Raw genomic sequence first — 18,367 nt, 5'->3', positions numbered from 1 at the left:
TCAGACCGCTGCGTTGACCTTGGCGGGCTGCGAAAACCGTTCGCCCAGAACACGAAGCTCTGTTACCTGTTTCGGCGTGAGCTCGTGGTAGCGTTCGGCAAGATATGCGATTGTGCTATCGAACCATTCTTTCTGATCTTCGGGAAGAGCTCCGATCACTCCGCTCTTCATGATGTGCTGGAACATCTCATCGCGCGCTTCTTCGAACGGGGTAGTAACAGGCGCAACGGTTCTCGTGTATCTAGGCTTCTGCTTGTTCATTAATCCGGTTGAAAGGTTTGAGAGTTGATTACCCTCAATCTAACGCCGATGTGCCCTCTCTCATAGGGCGTCAGGCCACCGCTCGCCGTTTCATGAAATCGAGCAGCAGCTCGCACAGGCGCGCCGGATTTTCCTCTGGAAGCAAACGGCCTACTCCGGGCAGACGGACAAGGCGGCCATCCGGGAGCGCGCCAATCAGCTTGTCGGCGATCTTCGCGTCTACCCAGCGGTCCTTTTCCCCCCAAAGCACCAGCGCCGGCACGTGAATCGTTCCGAGATTGACGTCCGCCATGTCCTCGTTGCTGATCGAGCTCGCTAGCGCCAGCAGATGGTTGACTCCATCCTTGCCAACAAACGGTGCCAGGTAGCGGGCAATGAGCTTGACCGGCATGCTTACGCCCGGGTCGGCGACGCTCCCCTTCAGAATACCCTCGATGAGGGGCGCCGCCCCGAGCACACCACGGGTCGTGCGAAACGCGAACTTCGCTGTGCTTCGCTGCATCTGCGTGACGTCTTTTCCGGGTAGCTCGTCGAACGCTGGCGTATTTATCAGCACCAGCTTCTCAACGCGCTCGGGCCGTGTGGCCGCGAGCCGAAGTGCAATTGCGCCGCCGATATCCACCCCGACAAGGATCCCGCGTGCAACGCGCAGCGCCGTCATTGCCGCGTCGAGATACTCAGCTTGCGCCGCAATGCCAAAATCGGCATCGAATGGCCGGTCGGACTCTCCGTGGCCGAACATATCGACAGCGTATGCGGTGTGGCCGGCCTCGGTGATCGCAGGCGCCACGTGGCGCCAGAGAAAAGTCGACGTTCCAAAGCCGTGAATGAGGATCACGGCCGTGCCACCATGCCCGAATCTTTCGACGTGCATCGCGCCCGGGCCTACGGGTACGCGAAGGACATCAGCTTGCATAACTATACCTCTCCTCTAGCTTTTACGATCGCTCGTGCGCCGCAGTCTGAAACGCCGCGCAGTATCACCCTACATTCAACACGGCACGGCAATGGCTGGCAAACCAAATAACCGGAAGAATGTCGTACGCAACGCATCAACCCGGCCAAAAGGATTCTACCTGGTTCTTGGCGCGATCGCCCTGATTGGCGGAAGTCTACTGGGATATTCGCTCATGCACAAAAACGACGGAGCGGTGGGCACCCCCGTAGCCGTCGACCCGGCTACCCTCGGACCATCGCAGGGGTACACCATCGGGAACGCCAACGCACCGGTGAAGATCATCGAATTTGCCGATTTCGAATGCCCGGGGTGCGCCCAGTTCGCAACTGTCACCGAGCCCGATGTGCGCAAGCGGATCGTTGACGCCGGCCTCGCGAGCTTCACGTTTTACGATTTCCCGTTGCCGCAGCACAAGAACAGCAAGCGGGCATCTCTTTCCGCGGCCTGCGCAAACGACCAGGGCAAATTCTGGGAAATGCACGACAGGATTTTCGCGCGCCAGGATCAGTGGAACACCCAGGCGGCCGATAACCCGAAGCCTTTTTTCCAGCAGTACGCCAAGGACATCGGTCTGAATGAGTCAGTATGGGAAGCCTGTTACGATTCGAACAAGCATGACGCCCGGATCCTCGCCAACCTCGCCGATGGCGAAAAACGGAAGGTTTCGTCGACGCCCACGTTCATCGTAGGGGACAAGATGTATCCGGGCGCCCTCCCTTACGACGTGTTGAAGGCAATTGTCGATTCCGCCACCCGGGCCGGTGGGGTGGCTCCCGCGAGCCAGTAGCCCTCGTGAGAAAGCGCATGATTGTCGGGGCGCTGGCCTTGGCAGGGCTCTTCGTGGCGCTGTACCTGCTGCTTTACAAGCTGGGAATGATAGGGGCCCTGAACTGCAGCGTCGGCTCCTGCGAAACAGTGAACACCAGCAAGTGGGCGACCTTCCTCGGGTTACCAGTTGCCGCCTGGGGCGTCGCATTCTATGCGGGTCTTCTGGCTCTTGGCCTGGTAAGCGTGCAGGAGCGATACGCAGGTTCGAAGGGCATGTCGCAGGCGCTGGTTCTCTATTCGGGATCCGGGCTGATTTTCTCCACCTGGCTCACGTATCTCGAACTATTCGTGATTCATGCCGTCTGTCAGTGGTGCGTAGTATCGGCAGTGATCGTGCTCGCCATCTTCGCAACGACAGTGCTGGATTACAGAGAATTCGATTGACGCTCATGTGGTGCAGCCAGAAGTTGGCGCCCTCCTGACTGAATCAATCGTTGCCCTCATCTTCGGAGCGCTGGGGAACACGCTCCAGGCGGCCTACCGCGGACTACCTCAGCGAGTGACTACGCCCAGGTAACCCGGGCGCTATCCTCGCGCAATAATGCGCAAGGCCGTCAGCTCCGTTTGACGCTCCGCTGCCGTGCGGCCGCATCATCGAGCCGGAGGCGCGGCTTGATCTCCTCATCTTCCTGCCCTTCCTCTCTCGCACGACGGCGGAACGGAACGAGATCGCGCCCAAGACTCACCAACGCACGCGTAGCGACAGTGCTCGCAAGCGGCTCTGGGATACCCATCACACGGATGTACGTATCGATCGCACGGTCGAAAGAGAGATCCTCGGCGAGCGTGTCCACGAACATCAGCGAATTGTCCACGTGAGCGCGGATTACCGTCTCTTCAGCACGGGCTTGGGAAAGTCTGAGGCGCCGCTCAGCGTTCGCGTTGAGCTTGCGGCCGAATATCGATTCAGGAAACAAACCACTTAGCATGAAACCGTCCGGGGTTATTGGCGTTTGAAAGTGAAATCTAAAGCGAAGTTCGTACCGCGGTCAGAAAGTTCATCTCGTAAACAAGTGACGCTTCACGTCTGAACCTGAACCTCGTCGTCCGCGTCCCTTCCGGGGCTCATCCCTCCTGCCCCTCGTATTGCTCCTTGAGACTTGCCACCACACCCGGGTCGGCGAGCGTGGTAGTGTCGCCAAGAATCCGGCCTTCAGCGATGTCCCGCAGCAGGCGTCTCATGATCTTGCCGGAGCGGGTCTTGGGCAAGTCGGCCGAAAAAAGAATGTCATCGGGTCGTGCGAGCGCGCCGATCTTGGCGGCAACGAACCTCCTTAGCTCCTCGCGTAGTTCCGGTGTCTGGACGTGATCGTCACGCAGCGTGACGAACGCTGCAATCGCCTGTCCCTTTACGTCATGGGTCTTCCCGACAACTGCGGCTTCGGCTACCGCAGGGTGCTCAACGAGCGCCGACTCCACTTCCATCGTGCCGATGCGGTGGCCGGCTACGTTCAGGACATCATCCACGCGCCCCAGGATCCAGAAAAAGCCATCGTCGTCGCGTTTTGCGCCGTCGCCCGGAAAGTACAGGTCAGGCCGCCCGGGCCACTTGGTGAAATAGGTATCCACATAGCGCTGGTCGTCGCCCCATATCGTGCGAAGCATGGAGGGCCATGGCCCCGTCAGCGCCAGCAGGCCCCCGCCAACAGGAATGACATCGGCGTTCGCATCGAGAAGCTCGGCCGAGTACCCGGGTAGTGCCATTGTTGCGCTGCCGGGTTTCGTGCCGGTAATGCCGGGAATCGGAGAGATCACGATGGCCCCGGTTTCGGTCTGCCACCAGGTGTCGACAATCGGGCACCGGTTTCCGCCGATGTGCTCGCGGTACCACATCCATGCTTCAGGATTGATCGGTTCCCCGACCGATCCGAGGAGTCGCAGCTTCGACAAGTCGTGTTTCGCCGGATACTCTGCGCCCCACTTCATGAAAGCGCGAATCGCAGTCGGCGCTGTGTAAAGTATGGTGACGCCGAGTCGCTCGCAGATATCCCAGAACCGATCTTTCGCGGGGCTGTCCGGCGCGCCCTCGTACATCACGCACGACGTTCCGTTGGCGAGGGGCCCGTAAACCAGGTAGGAGTGGCCGGTTACCCAGCCAACATCTGCCGTGCACCAGAAAACGTCGTCATCCCTCAGGTCGAACACGAGCTTCGCGGTCGCCGTCACGGCAGTCAGATATCCGCCCGTTGTGTGGACAATTCCCTTCGGCTTGCCGGTGGTTCCGGACGTGTAGAGAATGAACAGAACATCCTCCGCCTCCATCGCTTCCGGCTCGCATTCCGCTGAGGCTGTCTCCATCAAATCGTGATACCACAGGTCACGCCCGTCGCGCATCTGGATGTCGATTGCCTGCATGTGTGCCTTCACGCTTGCCGCACCGCCGGCACCTGTCCCGACAAATGCGCGCTTCACCACGATGACGTTCTCAATTGACGGAGTTTGCTCGAGCGCTTCGTCCGCGTTGCGCTTGAGAGGTACCACCTGACCCCGCCGGTATCCGCCGTCGGAGGTCACGAGCACTCTGCAATCGGAATCGTTGATCCGGTCGCGCAATGATTCCGGAGAGAATCCGCCAAACACAACCGAGTGAATTGCACCGATTCGCGCGCACGCGAGCATCGCGATTGCGGCCTCGGGAATCATCGGCAGATAAATGGCTACCCGGTCACCACGGCGAATGCCAAGTGACCTGAGCACGTTGCCAAAACGTGAGACGTCGGCGTGCAGGTCCGAAAACGTCAGCGTTCGGCTGTCACCAGGCTCCCCCTCCCAGATGAGGGCCGGAGCGTCCCGTCGAGGTCCTTCCAGGTGACGGTCCACGCAATTTACCGAGGCATTGAGCTGACCTCCCGTGAACCAGCTCGCGTGTGGGGGATTCCAGTTGAGCACTTTGTCCCATGGCCGCATCCAGGCGAGCTCCGCGGCCCTGGCCGCCCAGAATGCCTGAGGGTCGGCTGCCGCTTCCGAATAGACACTCTCCGAGACTACGCTCGCTGCCGCGCGAAACTCGTCGCTCGGGGGGAATTTGCGATTTTCCTGCAGCAGAACGTCGATGTCGTTCATCTTGGACCTGGGTTGGTTGCGGTCTCGCAACGTTGTCCGTTTTGCATGGCGTGCGCCAGAGTGCCAGCTTTGGGGTTCATGCAAAGTTCATCGACCGCGGCAGTCGTAACGGAAAACCTGAGCAAGTCGTTCGGCTCGCGGCGGGCCGTTGACAGTGTGTCCATTTCTGTCGCCCCCGGTGAGGTGCTTGCGCTGTTTGGCCCCAATGGAGCGGGCAAGACGACCTTGTTGAGGATGCTTGCGGGCCTGCTCAAGCCAAGCAGTGGCAGTGCCCGCATTGGGGACTCAGCTCTTCCCGGCGGCGCCGATGTGCGCCGCAGCGTTGGCATTATCTCGCATCATTCGCTCCTCTACGACGCACTCACTGCTCGCGAGAATGTTGAATTCGCCGCCCGACTATACGGTGTCGCTGACGCACGCGCGGCCGCGGCGCGAGCGCTTGGCGTGATGGGAATGTCAGAAAGAGCGAACACTCCCGTCCGTGCGCTCAGTCGCGGAATGAAGCAGCGGGTCTCGATCGCGCGCGCGATTGTACATGGGCCGGTCGTCGTGCTGGCCGACGAACCTTTTACCGGACTCGATGTTGCCGGAGCGCGTGCGCTTTCGGACATGCTGCTCGGTCTCCGAGGCGCCGGCGCCGCCCTCGTCCTGGTCACTCACAGTATCGATGACGGACTTTCTCTCGCAACCCGGGCGGCAATCATGCAGCGTGGTCGCATTGTCCGCAGCGACCCGCGCGCTGACGTCGAGCCCGGGGCATATGGGGAACAATACGCCGCCATGGTCGCTTCAAATGGGTGATGCTCTTCGCGATTCCTGGGTCATCGCCATGAAAGATCTGGCAATCGAGTTCAGAACACGCAGCGCTTTTTTGTCAGCGGTCGTCTTCGCTTTGCTCGGTGTCGTCATTTTTTTCTTCGCCTGGGATCCTACCGCAGTCACCGCGGCCGATCTCGCGCCGGGAGTGCTCTGGGTTGTGTTCACATTCTCCGGATTGCTTGGACTTCACAGGTCGTTCGGCGCCGAACAGGCAGATCGCGCCATCGATGGGCTACTCGCGTCTCCGGTGGCCCGCGAATCGATCTACCTTGGCAAGGCCATGGCAAACCTTATTTTCGTAATCGGCGTTCAGGCCGCTTCGATTCCTGCCATTGCGCTCTTTTACGGGTTACCAATTGGATCCGTACTCGCCCCGCTGTGCGCGATAACGCTGCTGGCCGCCATCGGGCTCGTCGCTGTCGGGACGCTCTTCAGCGCAATGGCAGTCAACACACGGCTGGCCGAATTACTGCTGCCGATGCTGTCGCTTCCATTCTTCGTTCCGATCGTGATACCAGCTGCTCAGGCGACTGCCAAGCTGCTGAGCGGCCGCCCGGTTGGCGAGACGTTGCCGTGGCTTAAATTGCTGCTGGCATTCGATATTGTATTTACTGTCGGTTGCATGCTTGCCTATCCTTTCACGCTCGAGGAATGAAAGCAACCCCATTATCCGTGGCGGCTGTCGCGGCAATCGCGATCACCTACATACGCGCGTTCTTTTTCACGCCACTCGAGGCAATCCAGGGTCCCGCCCAGAAAATTCTCTATCTCCATGCGCCTTCGGCATGGGTTGCGTTTCTGGCGTTCGGTCTCGTGGGGCTTGCCAGCGTTCTCTATCTGTGGCTGAAGGACGAGCGACTGGACCGCATCGCGGAGTCATCGGCCGAAGTCGGCGTGATGTTCACCACGATTGTCCTGGTGACAGGGCCACTGTGGGGAAAGCCAATATGGGGCACATGGTGGACCTGGGACGCGCGGCTGACACTGACATTGTTTCTCTGGTTCATATATCTGGGGTACATCGTGCTGCGGGGCGCTGTTGACGACCGCGCAATGCGGGCGAGGTACAGCGCCGTGCTGGGAATTCTTGGAACCCTGCTCATACCCTTCATACATTTGAGTGTCTATCTCTTCAGGACGCTGCACCCACAGCCCATCCTGATGAAGCCCGGCGCTCCGTCGCTGCCAGGTGAAATGCTTGCGACGCTGCTGCTGTCGTTTGGCTCATTTACGCTGCTTTACGTAGCCTTGCTTCGTGGCCGGTACCGTTACGCGGTCGAACGCGACAATGCCCATCCTCCGGAAACGTACGATGCCTGATAACTCGGCGTACTACTACGCTGCTTACGCGGCGGGGACTATCATTTTCGTGGTGTACGCGGCTGCCCTTAGCTGGAGGCGAAAGAGTCTCCGGCATCGTGAGCCGGATTTGCGAAATTGAGTTCTTCACGAACGGACGCCGACATTCCCGCCGAGGTATCCGACCCAATAAACGCCAGCATCCTTGCGATCGCCGAGGACCGCGTGCCGGGGTTCACGCTCGAACCGTTTGCCGAGATTGCGCGCGCGGCATCTCTCGACGAGCAGACAGTAATCGAGCGATTGCAAGCGATGCTCGCCGCCGGAACGATCCGGAGAATCCGGCAGACGATGATGGCAACCAACCTCGCACCGGGTGCGTTAATCGCCTGGAAAATTCCGGCGGGGAAGATCGATGCCGCATTCGAATACATGTCGAAGAGCGACCCGTTTTCGGGTCACGTCGTTATCAGGTCAACTGATAATGAAACGCCCGGTTCAGAATACCGGCTGTGGACGACGTTGAAGGTGCCTCAGGGATTTTCGATGTCGAAACACTGCGAATATCTGACCGGTGTGATCGGTGCCGAATCGTTTCGTGTGATGCCGGCGAAGCGGCTTTTCGCTCTCGGCGTGGGCCATGTGCGGCGCCGCGGGATGGCACCGGGTTCGAAGACAGACGAGCCGGGCGCGGTGCTCGACACCCGGATCGTCGATCTGTCGGCGCGCGACTGGCAGGTACTCGGCCCGCTCAAACGTGAATTCATGGTGTCGGAGATCACATCTGATCCGTGGCGCGCCCGTGCCCGCGAGGCGGGCGTGTCATTTGAGGAGTTCATCGCTGTCTCACGTTCCCTGAATGAACGGGGGGTGGTCGGACGGTTCTCGACTTTCCTCGAACATGTAAAGCCCTCGGCGACGGGGGTCCGCGTAACGCGCTATAACGCGCTCTTTCACTGGCGCGTTCCCGCCGGACGCGAGATTGAAGCAGGGCGCGAGGTGGGAAGACATCACATCCTCACTCATGCCTATTGGCGGGAAGGCGGGCCCGAGTTTGCCAGCGTGAATATCATGGCGGTGGCCCATGGCACTGACAAATCGACAGTTCTTGCCCACAAGGACGCCATCGACCGGCACCTGGCCGAAGTCGGCATTCCCGTAGCTTACACAAACGTCTTCTGGGGCGGCCGAAGCGAGATCAAGCCGTCGGAGATATCGCCAGTGGAGTATGCGAAGTGGTGTTTGCGCGTCGGACTCGAGCCGGCTGCGATGCACGGGGTGGATGAGAGAGAAGCGGCATGAAGCCTGGAACTGTGTTTCTCGTTGGCGCCGGGCCGGGTGACACAGGGTTGATTACAGTGCGTGGCAAGCACCTCGTGGACACCGCCGACGCGATTGTCTACGATGCGCTTGCCAACCGCGACCTGCTGCCCCCTGATGCGAGGGAAACGGGCTTTCCCGAGATTTATTTTGTCGGGAAGCGGGGGGGCGACAGCAAATCGGTTCCGCAGGACGAGATCAACGATCTCATCGTGCGCCTCGCGCGTGAGGGGAAGCGGGTGGTTCGGCTCAAGGGAGGCGACCCTCTCGTATTCGGTCGCGGGAGCGAGGAAGCACAGGCATTGAACGATGCCACGGTTCCCTTCGAGATCGTGCCCGGCGTCACTGCCGGTCTGGCCGCGCCCGCGTACGCGGGAATTCCCGTCACGCACAGGGGTCTTGCGACTTCGGTGACGTTTGTAACGGGACACGAAGATCCGGCAAAGGCATCGACGCAGACAAACTGGGATGCATTGGCCAAGGTCGGCGGCACCATCGTCATTTATATGGGAGTCAATACATTGCCCTCCATCGCCGCGGCCTTGATCAACGGGGGAATGCCTCCCGGCATTCCGGCCGCGGCGATTCAGTGGGGCACCTACCCCAGGCAGCGTACCGTCACCGCGACTCTTGCTACCCTCGCCGAGCGTGCGGCAGCGGAGGGGATTGCCGCGCCCGTCGTTACGGTAATCGGATGGTCCGTGGTATTGCGTGATGAAATCAAGTGGTTCGAGCACAGACCTCTGTTCGGCAAACAAATCGTCGTCACGCGTGCCTCGGACGTGCCGTCCATCATAAATCAGAGGCTGCGCGATCTCGGCGCGGCGGTTATCGAGATGCCGGCGACGCGCATCGAGCGTCTCGACCTCGCACCGCTTCGCTCCGAATTGCTGAGGCTGCACGAATATCAGTGGCTGATCTTCACCAGCCAGAACGCGGTGGCAATTTTCTGGGAACAGCTGCTCGGCTCGGGTAAAGACAGCCGTGCGCTGGCGGGATTGAAAGTGGGTGCGGTCGGTCCTGCAACAGCGGCGTCACTGCTCGAGAAAGGCATCGCGGTGGATGTCATACCGGAGCGCTTTGTCGCTGAAGGACTGCTCGATATTCTGTCCGGGTTCGACCTGACGGACGCACGGTTCCTCTATGTCACTTCCGAGGGATCGCGCGAGGTACTCCCGGACGGTCTTGCCGCGATGGGCGCCAGTCTCAAAGTTGTGCACGCTTATCGCTCTTCGCCGGATGGCCGGGGTGCCCTCGAGCTGAAACGAAGCCTTGAGAGCGGCCTGATAGACCTCGTCTCTTTTGCGTCTGCTTCAGCCGTGCGCGGTTACATCGATGCGGTTGGCGAAGATCTGGCGTTGCGCGCGCCGGCGGCGTCGATCGGGCCAGTCACCAGTGAAGCGATCCGGGCGGCGGGAATCGAGCTGCGGTGCGAGGCGGAGCACTCAACGATCGATGGGCTGGTGGGCGCAATAGAGCGCACACTGGCGTGAGCGACGTCGTTCGAATTGGCACGCGGGCATCCGAGCTCGCACTCCGTCAGGCACGGCTGGTAGAGACGGCTCTTGCTGCACGCGGTGTATCGTGCGAGCTGGTCACTTTCACGACGACGGGCGACAGGCGGCTCGATCAACCACTGAGCAGCATCGGCGCGAAGGGTCTGTTCACGCGCGAGCTCGAAGTCGCGTTGATGGATGGCAAGGTCGACTGCTGCGTGCATTCCCTGAAGGATCTGCCCACATCACAGCCCAAAGGACTTGACGTTGTGGCGCTCCTCGAGCGCGAGGATCCGCGGGACGTGCTCGTCGTGAACCCATCAGGCAGGGCTGACAGCGTCGAGTCCTTACCGCCGGGATCGCGAGTTGGAACTTCGAGCCTGCGGCGCCGTGCTCAACTCGCGGCACTGCGCCCCGACCTTGAAATCGTGGAGCTTCGAGGTAACGTGCCGACACGGCTGAGGAAGGTCGACGCGGGAGACGTGCATGCGGCGATTCTCGCCGCCGCAGGTCTCATCCGGCTTGGTGTCGAATCGAGAATCACGCAGTTTCTCGAACCGCCGCGCTGGCTTCCCGCTGCGGGACAAGGTGCAATCGCCATCCAGGCGAGGCTGGCAGATCATGCGTTGCTGGAGGTGCTGGGCAGTCTGGATCACGCACCGACAAGTATCAGCACGCGCGCGGAAAGGGAATTTCTCGCTGCGCTCGAAGGCGGGTGCCAGGTACCAATCGGAGCTCTCGCAACAGCGCAGTTCACAGAAAGCGGGGAATGTATGGTACTCCATGGATTTGTCAGTGACGTTGCCGGCCATGAGTTCGTCAGGGGCTCGCACCAGGTCGATCAGGCAGCGCCAGAAGAATCCGGGCGCGCGCTGGCGGCGGAGCTTCGCACACGCGGAGCGACGAATCTGTTGATGGAGCTGCGATCGGCAGATCAACTGATTGCACCCCAACCGGAATAGAGAGTGTCATCCTTTCCAGAATTCAGGGGGCGACGGCTGCGACGCACAGAGGCGCTCCGCAGCCTCGTCCGCGAGACGTCGCTGGCGCCGTCCCAGCTCGTCATGCCTCTTTTTGTCCGGAACGGCGACAAGCTCCGAAACCCTGTCTTGTCCATGCCCGGAACGGCGCAGACTTCCCCCGACGAGCTTTTGAGGGACGCGGAAGCAGCGGCGAGTGTTGGCGTCGGCGGAGTGATCCTTTTCGGAATTGCCGATACGAAGGATGCAACCGGCAGTGAAGCCTGGTCAGATGATGGTGCCGTTCAGCGTGCGGTCAGACTTCTCAAGAGCGAGCTGCCCGGCCTCGTCGTCATTACTGACGTTTGCATGTGCGAGTACACGGATCACGGGCACTGCGGAATTCTGAAGGGCGGCGAAGTCCAGAACGATGCAACCCTCGAGCTGCTTTCGCGGGCGGCGGTTTCTCACGCGGCAGCCGGCGCCGACATCATTGCACCGAGCGACATGATGGATGGCCGCATCGCCGCTGTTCGTGCCGCGCTCGACGACAGTGGATTTCCCAATGCACCGCTGCTCAGCTACGCCGCGAAATACGCATCGGCCTACTACGGGCCATTTCGCGAAGCTGCAGAGTCGGCGCCGGCGAGCGGTGACCGGAAGGGATACCAGATGGACCCTGCCAATTCGGACGAGGCGCTTCGGGAGGTTTTTGCCGACATCGAGGAAGGGGCGGACGCCGTGATGGTGAAGCCCGCAGGGCCATACCTCGACATAATTGCGCGGGTCAAGGAAGCGACGGGATACCCGGTAGCCGCATATCAGGTGAGTGGTGAGTATTCAATGATTCACGCGGCGGCCGAGCGGGGGTGGATCGATGGAGAGCGGGTGATGATGGAGTCGCTGCTGGGAATCAGGCGCGCCGGTGCCGACTTTATTGTCACCTATTTTGCGGTCAAGGCAGCTCGGCTGCTTCGTTGAGACCCTTGGTCGCCGCTCCGCGCGAACGCGATGGGCCGTGGGCACCGGGCTGGGAATCAGCCGGGCATGACCGTTGCCTTTGTATTGGCCATGACGCATAGCCTGGTGGATGGAATCAACGACATGCAGAAGGTCGTGCTGTCGCACCCATCCGGCGCTGTCGCTGACGTATACGCAAACGGCGCCCATGTGACATCGTGGGTTCCGGCGGGTGGCCATGAGATGCTCTTCCTGAGTGAGGCAGCGCGGTTCGAACCCGGAGAGGCCATCCGCGGCGGCGTCCCCGTGGTTTTTCCCCAGTTCGCCGATGGCGGGCCGCTGCCGAGGCACGGGTGGCTGCGGACAACAGAGTGGCAACTGCTCGAGACGGAGTCGGACGAGCCGTCGTCCGTCACATTCTGCACCGCGGATACCGAGGCTTCGCGGAAAATCTGGCCCTACCGCTACGAAGCGGAGTTAACGGTTACGCTGGCGGAAAAGGATATCGAGATCCGCCTGCTGGTGACGAACAGCGGCGAGGAGATGTACGCGTTCACAGCGGCGCTGCATACCTACCTGTCAGTCGGAGACATCACGTACGCCGAGCTCATGGGGCTGGCAGGCACGAGCTATATCGACAAGGTTGCTGCTGGCGCCCTCAAAACCCATCGTGACCGGGAGCTGCGCGTAACAACCGAAATCGATCGTATATATCTCGGCGCGCCATCGCCGCTGCGATTCATGGATAATGCGCGCGATACTACGGTCGAGATCGCGCGATCCGGGTTTCCCCACATCGTGGTTTGGAATCCCTGGGAAACTGCCACCAGCAAGCTCTATGACATGAACGATGATGAGTATCTTCGGATGATTTGTGTCGAGGCCGCGATCGTAGGACGGGAGTTGAGGCTCGCTCCAGGAACCAGCTGGACCGGCTCGCAGCGGCTCGCGCTTCTCTAGCGAAACCGCGCAACCCACTGCCACAAACGGCCCGAGCTCCTAGCTTTAGCGCCTGACTATGGAGACGCAAACAATGCAGTATCGAACTTTCCCGGGCACCGGCATCGCTGTCAGTGAAATCGGATTCGGAACGTGGACGTTATCCACCGGCTGGTGGGGGGAAAAGACGGATGACGAGGCAGTCGCGATGCTGCGTCGTTCGGCCGACGACTTTGGAATCAATTTTTTCGATGCCGCCGACACCTATGGCAACGGCCGCAGCGAAACCCAGCTCGCGACTGCGTTTCGCGGAAAACGCGACAGCGTAGTGTACTCCACCAAGATCGGTTACGACATCTACGACGAAACGGCCGCGAAAGCGCGACGTGGCCAGAGCGAACTGCCACAGCGTTTCGAGCCTGAGTATATGAGGTTCGCGGTCGACAAGTGCCTGGAACGTCTGGAAACGGACTACATCGATGTTCTGCAACTGCACAACATCAAGATGGAGCACGTTCGCGAGCCGGAAATCTGGCACACTCTTCGTGAGTTGAAAAACGAGGGGAAAATCCGCGTTTGGGGCGCGGCTTTCGGTCCCGCAATCGGGTGGCTGTACGAAGCTGTTGAGCTCTGCGAGCGGGAGCCCGACGTAGGCACTATCCAGATGATCTGGAATATCCTGGAGCAACACCCGGGCTCGGCAATGGTCACGGCCGCGCGCGAGCATGCGCCGGATTGCACCTTCAATATTCGCGTGACGCACGCCTCCGGAATGCTCGAGGGCAGATACACGGAAGACACGGTCTTCGCGGCGAACGACCACCGCCGGCACCGCCCCCGGTCATGGCTTGTAAACGGTCTCAAGAAGATTCGCACCCTCGATTTTCTCAGCGAGCAGATGACGCTCGGTCAGGCCGCGCTGCAATGGCTGCTTGCTGAGCCCGCGGTGGTAAGCGTGCTTCCGAATATCTATGATGCTGCGCAGCTCGAAGAATTCGCCGCGGCAAGCGGGATGCCGGCGCTGTCGGCCAGCGATATTGAACGAGTCCGTGTGCTTGCGTCCGGCAATTTCGGAATCGAGGAAGAGCCGATGTCGTACAAGGGCACAATGGAGAGAATGATTTCGTGAATCCGTGGCATGACTTTCCGATCGGGTCCCATCCGCCAGAGGTGGTCACCGCAGTTGTGGAGATTCCGCGCGGCAGCCGCAACAAGTACGAGCTCGACAAGGAAACCGGTCAGTTTCGACTTGATCGCGTTTTATTCTCAGCTGTCCATTATCCCGGCGACTACGGTTTCATTCCGCGCACGCTGCACGAGGACAACGATCCGCTGGACATCATCGTCAGCATCAACGAGCCGACATTCCCGGGCTGCCAGATCGACTGTCGTCCGCTTGGCGTGCTGAAAATGCTCGACCGCGGAGAACCGGACGACAAGATCATCGCGGTGCCATCGAACGACCCCTTCTACAACGAGTACTTCGATATCGCCGATCTATCGCAGCATTATCTGAAAGAGGTCGAGCACTTCTTCCACATCTACAAGGATCTCGAAGGCCGGCGCGTTGAAATCCTGGGGTGGGAAAAGAGCGAGGTCGCGTGCACCGTCATTCAGGATTCAATTGCCCGCTACAGGGAAAAATACCTGCGCGTCGGACCGTAGCGTCTGCAGGCTGTCTAGCTGGGCGGAATGCGCAGGACTACTTCATCGCCCTCGGCAACGCTGATCGTTTCACTCACCGGCGAGGTGCGCCCGCCAATCGGATCTGCCTGAAAGCGAAGTGACGTAGCGCCAAAAACGATGCTCGGCGGTATTGTGAGAACTGTCGTGTTTAGCCCTCTTGCGGTGCCGAGCCGAATGCGCTGGCCGCCGCTGAACACGTATATCGTCATGTCGAGCAACGCCTGATTATCGACGCTCACAGTGGTTCGTTCCGTCTCGGCTGCCTGCCGTCTCCCTGCCGCGGTGCTGCACGCTGCCACGGCCACAAGCAGCACACCGAAAAAAGCCCGTCTTGCGAAAATCATGGTTGCCTCCCTGAACGTATTTGGACATCCGGGAGGCGGGTAAAGTTCCCCACGCCTGAAACCGAATCAGCCCCTGTTACGGGCGAGAGGGAGCGGAAATATATGGTATCCCATATAACCTAATCAACCGTGCGTGCTGCATCGCGCGTCGTGGCCGCCGGTTTCAGGGTGCCGTATGTCAGTGGCTCGACATCACGCCTGATGAACAGGAATTCGTACAGCACCGCTGCGGCAAGCGCGCCGGTGATGGGCGCCAGCCAGTAGATGAGTTGGGCCTCGAAGATCCCTGTCGTCACCGCGGGCCCGAAGGATCGCGCTGGATTCATGGAAGCGCCGGTGAGCGGACCGATCGCCAGCATGTTGGCGGCATAAACAAACCCCACTGCCAATCCGCCCATCCGGGGGGCCTTGGGATCGACGATGGTTCCAAAAGTGACGATCACGAGAAGAAATGTCGCGATGGCCTCGAGAACAAACGCCTGTCCCCCGGTGACCTGCAGCGCGATGGCCTGACCACCGCCCCGGGTGACCTCAAAGAGCGTGAATGGAAAGGTGAACTTGAGTGCGTAAGCTCCGACGATCGCGCCGATGAGCTGGCCGAGTATGTAGACCCCGGCCATCGACGTGTCGATGCGACGGGTAGCCAGAAACCCCAGAGTTACCGCGGGGTTGAGGTGACCCGAGACCCGCATGAGCGCACTTACCATCACTCCCAGCATGAGACCATGGGCGAGCGCTATGCCGATCAGGCCTGCAGGACTGTTCGTATCCCTGGCGATCATGATCGCCGCACCGCCCACGAACACGAGCGCGAAAGTGCCGATTAATTCGGCTACGAAATGGCGAACGGCATCACGCATGTTTTGTCCTCAGGTGGCCTGGCAAGCGGTGCGGGAAACCTGTGCAGGTGAGCACGAGCGCGCTGCCCCTGACTCATCAGCTGACGCGGCGGAGCACCAGTGCCGCATTTATTCCGCCGAAGCCAAATGAATTCGTCAGCATGTGCTCCACTCGCGCCGATTTGCCAGCTCCCGGCATGAAGTCAAGATCGCAGGCTTCGTCCGCCTCCGTAAGATTCACCGTTGGCGGCAGCCACTCATTTTTCATCGCCAGTGCGCAGATGGCCGCTTCAATCGCGCCGGACGCCCCGAGCGCATGTCCGTAATAGCCCTTGGTCCCGCTCATCGGGAGCGCATCCGCATGCTCAGCGAAAACATTCCTGATTGCTGCCGTCTCGGTTGGATCGTTGAGCGGAGTCGAACTTCCGTGAGTATTCATGTACCCGATCTCGTGCGGGCTCAGGTGCGCATCTTCGAGGGCAAGTCGCATCGCCCGCGAGGCCTGAGATCCATCGGGCCGCGGAGCAGTCATGTGCCACGCATCGTTTGTCACACCATAGCCCGCGATCTCCGCATAGATCCGCGCACCGCGAGCGACCGCCCGCTCGTACTCTTCCAGCACCATCACCGCCGCACCTTCGCCCATTACGAAACCGTCGCGGTCCTTGTCGAACGGGCTCGATGAAATCGACGGCGTATCGTTTCGAGTGGACATGGCGCGAATAATCGAGAAGGCCCCGAAGCAAAGCGGGGCAAGCGGTGCTTCCGAGCCCCCCGACACCATCACATCGGCATAACCGTCGCGAATAAGGCGAAACCCATCGCCGACCGCGATCGTGCCGGACGCACAGCTCATTGCGTTGGTGGAGTTGGGACCACTTATGCCTAGCTCGATGGCGACGTTACAACTGGCAGCGCCGCCAAACACCGAAAGCGCAAGAAGTGGATCCACATTTCTTACGCCATGCTGAATAAACACGCCGAGCTGCTCCTCCGCATAGCCCACTCCGCCGAGCGCTGTGCCCATCGTCGATCCGATTCGATCGCGGTCTTCGCCTTCGAGTCGAAGAGCCGAGTCGGCAATCGCCATGTGCGCTCCCGTCACGGCGAACTGACCGAATCGGTCCAGGCGCTTCGCCCGCTTGTGATCCAGGTGATCTGTCGGCACATAGTCGTTAACCTCCGCGGCATTGTGACTGCGGAAGACTGACGGGTCGAACCTCGTCAGCGAACCAACCGCAGACTTCTCGCGAAGGATTCCATCCCACAGGCCAGACGCGCACATGCCAATTGGAGTGATCGCCCCAATTCCCGTGATGACTACTCTACGCTTTGCCACACCAATAGCCTCTCGTCATTGCGTTGCGCGAGCCCGCTCGCGTCTCCCCGCTTCCCGTTCGGCCGCGACAGCCAGGCCGGCGAGGGTACGCGAGGCAATTCCATGTATGAATACCGGCCCGATGACCAGCGTTGCCGTGGGGATGCCGAGCACTGGAATCGGTGGCCCGTCCCATACGTGAAGAATCGTCACATGGGTTCCTCCTGGAGCCGACCGAAAACTCCACTCGACATCCATCCCCTTGGTGATACCCTTGATGTGCCGAAAACGGATTGCCGGGGCGCCTTCATCCACAGACATCTCCGAAAGCCACCACGTCGGCCATCCGGCAATGCCAAAGGGCCGGTACGCCGACATCTCGACAATCCCGCCGCCGTCGGTCGCGTGATCGCGAAACCGAACGAAACGATAGTGCGACAGGTGTGTCGGCCACTCCTCGACGCGCCTTGCGATGTCGAAGATCACGCGCCACGGCGCGCGCACGAACTGCTCGTCACGAATCTCCATGGGCCGCCCGAGCGGCATGGGCCCAAGCTCGTATGGTTCGCTCATTTTTGTCATTGCGGTGTCCAGCTTGTTGTAAGGCGAAAGCCAGGCCGTCTCCGCACACGAGGCCGGGTACCCACGGCGGCTTCTACGATGTCCGCGAGCTCGCTGCGAACGAAGCCGCGCATAACGGATACGACGCCGTCGTGTCTGCTGACGTGATGGAAACCGAGCGCAAACGAAGTAGCCCAGATACCGGCCGCGGCAAACCAGCTCCGGCGGAGGTCGCTGACTATCACCCGCATCCTCGCAACCCTGTTCATTTCGCCGATAACCGCAACTGCACCGTCGGTGGTGAAATGATGCAGCAGCTGCGAGCACATGACGATGTCGACGCTGTTGTTTCCAAACGGGAGCATGAGGGCATCTCCCCGGACCACGGCACTGTTGCAATGGCGGTGCGCAGATACCAGCGGTTCGGCCATATCGATGCCGATGGTCCATAGCGTGACCCCGGCCTTGGCCGCCGTCTGGCGCGCTCGCGTCGGAATGTCGCCGGCGCCCGTACCTACATCGAGTAGCGTCGCCTCGGAGCCAAGCATGGGTATCACCGCTTTCAGCTCGCCGAGCGCGGCGCGCGTTCCCCCGAAAATGACGTTTGAAAGAGAGACGTCGGACATCGACCGGGTGACGATCTTCGGGTCAATCTTCGGATCGTCCAGCAGCTCGAAGCCGCGCCGCCGGCGTGGAGTGAGTAATCCCGTCATATCG

The 18,367-nt window shown here is 60.6% G+C and carries 22 protein-coding genes; 13 read left to right on the top strand and 9 right to left on the bottom strand.

The features are described 5' to 3' along the window. Complete coding sequence (locus WKF55_05845; protein MEJ7759098.1) at nt 1-261, bottom strand: hypothetical protein; 261 nt, start codon at nt 259-261, stop codon at nt 1-3. A 70-nt stretch (nt 262-331) separates the two neighbouring features. Next, nucleotides 332-1,177: an alpha/beta hydrolase gene (locus WKF55_05840; protein MEJ7759097.1), complete on the bottom strand. Its 846-nt coding sequence runs from the start codon at nt 1,175-1,177 to the stop codon at nt 332-334. 91 nt (nt 1,178-1,268) lie between these two features. Here WKF55_05840 and WKF55_05835 point away from each other — a divergent pair, with 91 nt between their 5' ends. Next, nucleotides 1,269-2,006, top strand: a complete 738-nt coding sequence (locus WKF55_05835; protein ID MEJ7759096.1) for a DsbA family protein — start codon at nt 1,269-1,271, stop codon at nt 2,004-2,006. A gap of 5 nt (nt 2,007-2,011) precedes the next feature. Beyond that, on the top strand, nt 2,012-2,431 hold the full coding sequence (locus tag WKF55_05830; protein ID MEJ7759095.1) for a vitamin K epoxide reductase family protein: 420 nt from the start codon (nt 2,012-2,014) through the stop codon (nt 2,429-2,431). 170 nt (nt 2,432-2,601) lie between these two features. Here the strand turns inward: WKF55_05830 and WKF55_05825 are convergent, their stop codons facing one another. Beyond that, the gene (locus WKF55_05825; protein MEJ7759094.1) at nt 2,602-2,976 is read right to left on the bottom strand and encodes a hypothetical protein; all 375 of its coding nucleotides are present in this window, start codon (nt 2,974-2,976) and stop codon (nt 2,602-2,604) included. Nucleotides 2,977-3,112: 136 nt separating this feature from the next. After that, nucleotides 3,113-5,110 carry an acetate--CoA ligase gene (acs, locus tag WKF55_05820; protein ID MEJ7759093.1) on the bottom strand — a complete coding sequence of 666 codons (1,998 nt, stop codon included), beginning with the start codon at nt 5,108-5,110 and terminating at the stop codon, nt 3,113-3,115. 78 nt (nt 5,111-5,188) lie between these two features. On the opposite strand from acs, the gene ccmA reads away from it, so the two are divergent. From ccmA to WKF55_05765, 11 genes are all read left to right on the top strand, one after another. Continuing rightward, nucleotides 5,189-5,911, top strand: a complete 723-nt coding sequence (gene ccmA / locus WKF55_05815; GenBank protein MEJ7759092.1) for a heme ABC exporter ATP-binding protein CcmA — start codon at nt 5,189-5,191, stop codon at nt 5,909-5,911. After that, on the top strand, nt 5,904-6,584 hold the full coding sequence (locus WKF55_05810; GenBank protein ID MEJ7759091.1) for a heme exporter protein CcmB: 681 nt from the start codon (nt 5,904-5,906) through the stop codon (nt 6,582-6,584). Before ccmA ends, WKF55_05810 begins: the two co-directional genes overlap by 8 nt. After that, on the top strand, nt 6,581-7,249 hold the full coding sequence (gene ccsA, locus WKF55_05805) for a cytochrome c biogenesis protein CcsA (GenBank protein MEJ7759090.1): 669 nt from the start codon (nt 6,581-6,583) through the stop codon (nt 7,247-7,249). Before WKF55_05810 ends, ccsA begins: the two co-directional genes overlap by 4 nt. Next, nucleotides 7,242-7,370, top strand: a complete 129-nt coding sequence (locus WKF55_05800) for a hypothetical protein (protein ID MEJ7759089.1) — start codon at nt 7,242-7,244, stop codon at nt 7,368-7,370. The genes ccsA and WKF55_05800 overlap by 8 nt, the downstream gene beginning before the upstream one ends. Beyond that, entirely contained in the window at nt 7,367-8,530 is a 1,164-nt protein-coding gene (locus WKF55_05795) for a hypothetical protein (GenBank protein MEJ7759088.1), read from the top strand. The genes WKF55_05800 and WKF55_05795 overlap by 4 nt, the downstream gene beginning before the upstream one ends. Beyond that, nucleotides 8,527-10,041, top strand: coding sequence for a uroporphyrinogen-III C-methyltransferase (cobA, locus tag WKF55_05790; GenBank protein MEJ7759087.1), 1,515 nt, complete (start codon nt 8,527-8,529; stop codon nt 10,039-10,041). Before WKF55_05795 ends, cobA begins: the two co-directional genes overlap by 4 nt. Further along, nucleotides 10,038-11,006: a hydroxymethylbilane synthase gene (hemC, locus tag WKF55_05785; protein MEJ7759086.1), complete on the top strand. Its 969-nt coding sequence runs from the start codon at nt 10,038-10,040 to the stop codon at nt 11,004-11,006. The genes cobA and hemC overlap by 4 nt, the downstream gene beginning before the upstream one ends. A gap of 3 nt (nt 11,007-11,009) precedes the next feature. Next, nucleotides 11,010-11,984, top strand: coding sequence for a porphobilinogen synthase (hemB, locus tag WKF55_05780; GenBank protein ID MEJ7759085.1), 975 nt, complete (start codon nt 11,010-11,012; stop codon nt 11,982-11,984). Nucleotides 11,985-12,074: 90 nt separating this feature from the next. Further along, a complete protein-coding gene (locus WKF55_05775; GenBank protein MEJ7759084.1) occupies nt 12,075-12,923 on the top strand; it encodes a D-hexose-6-phosphate mutarotase in 849 nt (282 codons plus the stop codon). Nucleotides 12,924-12,996: 73 nt separating this feature from the next. Then, the gene (locus WKF55_05770) at nt 12,997-14,031 is read left to right on the top strand and encodes an aldo/keto reductase (GenBank protein MEJ7759083.1); all 1,035 of its coding nucleotides are present in this window, start codon (nt 12,997-12,999) and stop codon (nt 14,029-14,031) included. Continuing rightward, on the top strand, nt 14,028-14,567 hold the full coding sequence (locus WKF55_05765) for an inorganic diphosphatase (GenBank protein ID MEJ7759082.1): 540 nt from the start codon (nt 14,028-14,030) through the stop codon (nt 14,565-14,567). Before WKF55_05770 ends, WKF55_05765 begins: the two co-directional genes overlap by 4 nt. Before the next feature lie 14 nt (nt 14,568-14,581). On the opposite strand, the gene WKF55_05760 is transcribed toward WKF55_05765, so the two are convergent. The 5 genes from WKF55_05760 to WKF55_05740 form a co-directional block, all read right to left on the bottom strand. Next, nucleotides 14,582-14,932: a hypothetical protein gene (locus tag WKF55_05760; protein MEJ7759081.1), complete on the bottom strand. Its 351-nt coding sequence runs from the start codon at nt 14,930-14,932 to the stop codon at nt 14,582-14,584. A gap of 119 nt (nt 14,933-15,051) precedes the next feature. Then, nucleotides 15,052-15,792 (bottom strand): aquaporin, encoded by a 741-nt coding sequence (locus WKF55_05755; protein MEJ7759080.1) that lies wholly within the window; start codon nt 15,790-15,792, stop codon nt 15,052-15,054. Nucleotides 15,793-15,868: 76 nt separating this feature from the next. After that, a complete protein-coding gene (gene fabF, locus WKF55_05750; protein MEJ7759079.1) occupies nt 15,869-17,110 on the bottom strand; it encodes a beta-ketoacyl-ACP synthase II in 1,242 nt (413 codons plus the stop codon). Nucleotides 17,111-17,125: 15 nt separating this feature from the next. Next, nucleotides 17,126-17,662, bottom strand: a complete 537-nt coding sequence (locus WKF55_05745) for an SRPBCC family protein (protein MEJ7759078.1) — start codon at nt 17,660-17,662, stop codon at nt 17,126-17,128. 5 nt (nt 17,663-17,667) lie between these two features. Further along, on the bottom strand, nt 17,668-18,363 hold the full coding sequence (locus WKF55_05740) for a methyltransferase domain-containing protein (protein ID MEJ7759077.1): 696 nt from the start codon (nt 18,361-18,363) through the stop codon (nt 17,668-17,670). Nucleotides 18,364-18,367 lie beyond the last annotated feature (4 nt).

This window comes from Gemmatimonadaceae bacterium, assembly GCA_037721215.1.
Classification (GTDB): Bacteria; Gemmatimonadota; Gemmatimonadetes; order Gemmatimonadales; family Gemmatimonadaceae; genus UBA4720.
This window is presented reverse-complemented; position numbering and strand designations above follow the sequence as displayed.